The 4,614-nt window shown below is 59.3% G+C and carries 3 protein-coding genes; all 3 read right to left on the bottom strand.

The window, feature by feature from the left end; translation table 11 throughout:
- Positions 1 to 934 (bottom strand): NADH-quinone oxidoreductase subunit N (locus QZ522_RS17885; RefSeq protein ID WP_294614781.1); only part of this gene is annotated, 934 nt, incomplete at its 3' end.
- A 16-nt stretch (positions 935 to 950) separates the two neighbouring features.
- On the bottom strand, positions 951 to 2,498 hold the full coding sequence (locus QZ522_RS17880) for an NADH-quinone oxidoreductase subunit M (protein ID WP_294614778.1): 1,548 nt from the start codon (positions 2,496 to 2,498) through the stop codon (positions 951 to 953).
- Positions 2,498 to 4,588, bottom strand: coding sequence for an NADH-quinone oxidoreductase subunit L (gene nuoL / locus QZ522_RS17875; RefSeq protein ID WP_294614775.1), 2,091 nt, complete (start codon positions 4,586 to 4,588; stop codon positions 2,498 to 2,500). The genes QZ522_RS17880 and nuoL overlap by 1 nt, the downstream gene beginning before the upstream one ends.
- Positions 4,589 to 4,614 lie beyond the last annotated feature (26 nt).

Here is a 4,614-nt window from a genome sequence, read left to right as displayed (position 1 = left end):
CAAGTCCCATCAGCGCATAGCCCATATGGGCAATTGAGGAATAGGCCATCAGCCGCTTGATGTCGGTCTGCCCGATCGCCGCCACGGCGCCAAGGAACATCGACAACAGGCTCAGCGCCGCCAGCACCTGCTGCCAGTCGCCGACCACACCGCCAAAGGCGTCATGCACAACCCGCGCAAACAGCGCCATCGCGGCCATCTTGGGGGCGGTGGCAAAAAACGCGGTGATCGGCGTCGGCGAGCCCTCGTAGACGTCCGGCGTCCACATGTGGAACGGCACGGCCGAAATCTTGAACGCCAGCCCCGAGATCACCATGACCAGGCCGATCAGAAGACCGATCGGCGCCTGCCCCTCGGCGGCGGCGATTATGCCGGAGAACAGCGTGGTCCCCGCATAGCCATAGGTCAGCGATGCACCATAAAGCAGCAAGCCGGAACTCAGCGCCCCCAGCACGAAATACTTGAGGCCCGCCTCGGTCGATTTGGCGCTGTCCCGGCGCAACGAGGCGACCACGTAAAGCGCCAGCGACTGAAGCTCGAGCCCCATGTAAAGCGCCATCAGGTCACCGGCGCTGACCATCACCATCATGCCAACCGCCGACAGGGCGATCAGGATCGGATATTCAAACCGCAGGATATCGCGGCGCGCCATATAGTCCTGTCCCAGCACCAGAACGGCGGCTGCGGACAAAAGGATCGTCACCTTGGCAAACCGGGCAAAGCCGTCGTCATTGAACATGCCGCCAAAGGCGGTGTTGGCGCCATGTCCGGTGGCACCGATCCACAGCGCCATGACGGCAAACAAGGCAGCGGTCAGCCAGACGAGCATGCCCGCCATCTTGTCCTTGCCCGTGTAGGCGACCAGCAACAGGGCGGCCAGTGCATAGACCGAGATCACGATCTCGGGCAGGATAACAGTCAGATCAGCCTGCATCTTCAGGGCCTCCGGTTCAATGCGATGTTTCGGCAACCTGCGTGGCGCTCTGCGCCACGGCCTGTGCCGTCTCATAGTTGGAAATCAGCGCCTCGACAGAGGGGCCGGTGATATCGGTGACAAGCCGGGGATAGACCCCGAGCAGCAACGTCATCACGACCAGCGGCGCAAAGATTGCCCGCTCGCGTTTGCTCATGTCGGTGATGGTCTTCAGGCTTTCCTTGATCAGGTCGCCCATCACCACCCGGCGATAGAGCCAGAGCGCATAAGCCGCCGAAAGGATCACGCCGGTGGTTGCCACTGCCGCCACCCAGGTGTTGACCTGGAAAATACCGACCAGCGTCAGGAACTCGCCGATAAAGCCCGATGTGCCCGGCAGGCCGACATTGGCCATGGTGAAGAACATGAAGATCAGCGCATAGGCCGGCATCCGGTTCACCAGACCGCCATAGGCGTCGATCTCGCGGGTGTGCATCCGGTCATAGATCACACCGACGCAGAGAAACAGCGCGCCCGAGATAAAGCCGTGGCTGACCATCTGGAAAATCGCGCCGTCAATGCCCTGCTGGTTGGCCGCGAATATGCCCATGGTGACATAGCCCATATGCGCCACCGACGAATAGGCGATCAGCTTTTTCATGTCTTCCTGCGCAAGGGCGACAAGCGACGTATAGACAATCGCAATCGCCGACATCCACAGGACCAGCGGCGTCAGAACCTCTGCCCCGATCGGGAACATCGGCAAGGAGAACCGCAGGAAGCCATAGCCGCCCATCTTGAGAAGGATCGCCGCCAGCACGACCGAGCCGGCTGTCGGGGCCTGTACGTGCGCATCGGGAAGCCAGGTATGCACCGGCCACATCGGCATCTTGACCGCGAAGCTGGCAAAGAAGGCCAGGAACATCAGGGTCTGCATGCCGCCGACGATGTGAACACCAAGGATCGAGAAACTGTCGCTGGCAAATTCATGCTTGAGCAGCGCCGCGATATCCGTGGTGCCCGCATCCGAGAACATCGCCACCATCGCCACCAGCATCAGCACAGAGCCAAGGAAAGTGTAGAGGAAGAACTTGAACGAGGCATAGATCCGCGCCTTGCCGCCCCAGATGCCGATGATCAGGAACATCGGGATCAGGCCAGCCTCGAAGAACAGGTAGAACAGGACCAGGTCAAGCGCCATAAACACGCCAAGCATCAGCGTTTCCAGAAGCAGGAAGGCGATCATGTATTCCTTGACGCGGTTGCTTACATTCCACGAGGCGGCAATCGTCAGCGGCATCATGAAGGTGGTCAGCATCACGAAAAGAACACTGATCCCGTCAACGCCCATCTTGTATTTCAGACCAAGCAGCCACTCGCGCTCTTCCACGAACTGAAAGCCGGTTTTCGAGGCATCAAAGTCAAACAGGATGAACAGCGACACCACGAAGGTCAGCGAGGTCGCGATCAGCGCCACCCATTTGGCATTTTTCTGCGCTGCCTCGTCCTCGCCGCGCAGGAAGATGGCCAGAATGGCCGCCGCAACCGCAGGGATGAAGGTGACAATGGAAAGAAGGTTGTCCATTAGTTTGCCCCTCCGAAGATCGTCATCCATGTCACCAGGACCGCAATCCCGATCACCATGGCGAAGGCATAGGTGAAGATATAGCCGGACTGTGCCCGGCCCGCGAGGCGGGTCAGACGGGGAATGAGCCCCATTGCCACACCGTTGAGGGATCCGTCGATGATATCGCCATCTCCGCGCTTCCAGAGCAGGGCCCCGAGGGCCTTGGCCGGGCGCACGAAGAGGAAGTCATAGATCTCATCAAAGTACCATTTGTTCAGCAGGAACAGATAGAGCGGCCGCTGGCTCTCTGCCAGTTTGCGGGGCATGCTGGGGTTCCAAATATAGAACCAGAGTGCCGTGACAAAGCCGAGAAGCATCGCGATGAACGGGCTGACCTTTACCCATGTCGGGGCATGGTGCGCATCGTCGAGCACGGTGCTGTCGGGATGCATGAAGATCGCACCCTCGGGGGCCATACCGTGATCCGCCATGATCGCCTCGCCGTGCCCGGTCTCTGCTGCGGCTGTATCATGACCGCTCGCGGCCTCGCCATGACCGGCATCAGCCGTGACTTCATGCACGGGCATGCCGAAGAATTTGTTGACCTGTTCATGGCTGCCAAAGAAGCTTCCGTACCAGACCATCCCCGAGAACACCGCGCCAAGCGCCAGCACGCCAAGCGGCACCAGCATGACCATCGGGCTCTCATGTGCATGCTCGTGCGTGTGCTTGTCGCCACGCGGCTTGCCAAAGAAGGTCAGGAAGATAAGCCGCCAGCTATAGAAACTGGTGAACAGTGCCGCGATGACCAGCATCCAGAAGGCATAGCCGCCCTGCGTGCCCGCCCATGCGCTTTCGATCACCGCGTCCTTGCTAAGGAAACCGGCAAAGCCGATATGGGTCAGCGGAATGCCGACACCGGTGATCGCCAGGGTGCCGATCATCATCGCCCAGAAGGTGTAGGGCAGCTTTTTGCGAAGCCCGCCGTAATTGCGCATGTCCTGTTCGTGATGCATCCCGTGAATAACGCTCCCTGCGCCAAGGAACAGCATCGCCTTGAAGAAGGCATGCGTCAGCAGGTGGAACATCGCCACCGAATAGACGCCGACACCGGCGGCCACGAACATATAGCCAAGCTGGCTACAGGTGGAATAGGCGATGACGCGCTTGATGTCGTTCTGCACAAGGCCCACGGTCGCCGCGAAAAACGCGGTGCTGGCGCCCAGAAAGACGATGAGCATCTTGGCCTCGGGGGCATATTCCATCAGCGGCGACATCCGGCAGACAAGGAAAACGCCAGCCGTGACCATGGTCGCCGCGTGGATCAGGGCCGACACCGGCGTCGGGCCTTCCATCGCATCCGGCAGCCATGTGTGCAGGAAAAGCTGAGCCGATTTGCCCATCGCCCCAATGAACAGTAGCACCGCGATCAGGTTGGCGGCGTTCCATTCGCTCCACAAGAATGTCAGCTGGGTTTCGGCCAGGGCGGGCGCGGTGGCAAAGATGTCGTCGAACTTGATGCTGTCGGTCAGGAAGTAGAGCGCCATGATGCCAAGCGCAAAGCCAAAGTCACCAACCCGGTTGACGACAAACGCTTTGATCGCGGCGGCATTCGCTGTTGGCTTGCGGTAGTAGAAACCGATCAGCAGGTACGAGGCAACGCCCACGCCTTCCCAACCAAAGAACATCTGAACCAGGTTGTCGGATGTGACCAGCATCAGCATGGCGAAGGTAAAGAACGACAGGTAGGCAAAGAAGCGCGGCTTGTAGCTTTCGCCTTCTTTCCACTGTGGGTCGTTGTCCATGTAGCCAAACGAGTACAGGTGAACCAGTGAGGACACCGAGGTGATCACGATCAGCATGATGGTGGTCAGACGGTCCAGGCGGATGCCCCAGGATGTCGACAGCGAACCACTTTCGATCCAGCGCAGCACTTCAATGTGCTGGGTGACACCGTCAAATGTCAGGAATGAGATCCACGAAAGAAGAGCCGACAGGAACAGCAAGCCTGTTGCTGTCCACATCGCGGCCTTTTCGCCGATATATTTATACCCGAACCCGCAGAGGATAGACCCAACAAGAGGGGCAAAGAGGAGGATGGTTTCCATGATGCTTTAGCCCTTCATCATATTGA

The sequence above is a fragment of the uncultured Roseovarius sp. genome, from assembly GCF_913054395.1.
Classification (GTDB): domain Bacteria; phylum Pseudomonadota; class Alphaproteobacteria; order Rhodobacterales; family Rhodobacteraceae; genus Roseovarius.
The sequence above is the reverse complement of the archived record's forward strand: the minus strand, read 5'-3'. Positions and strand labels throughout refer to the sequence as shown.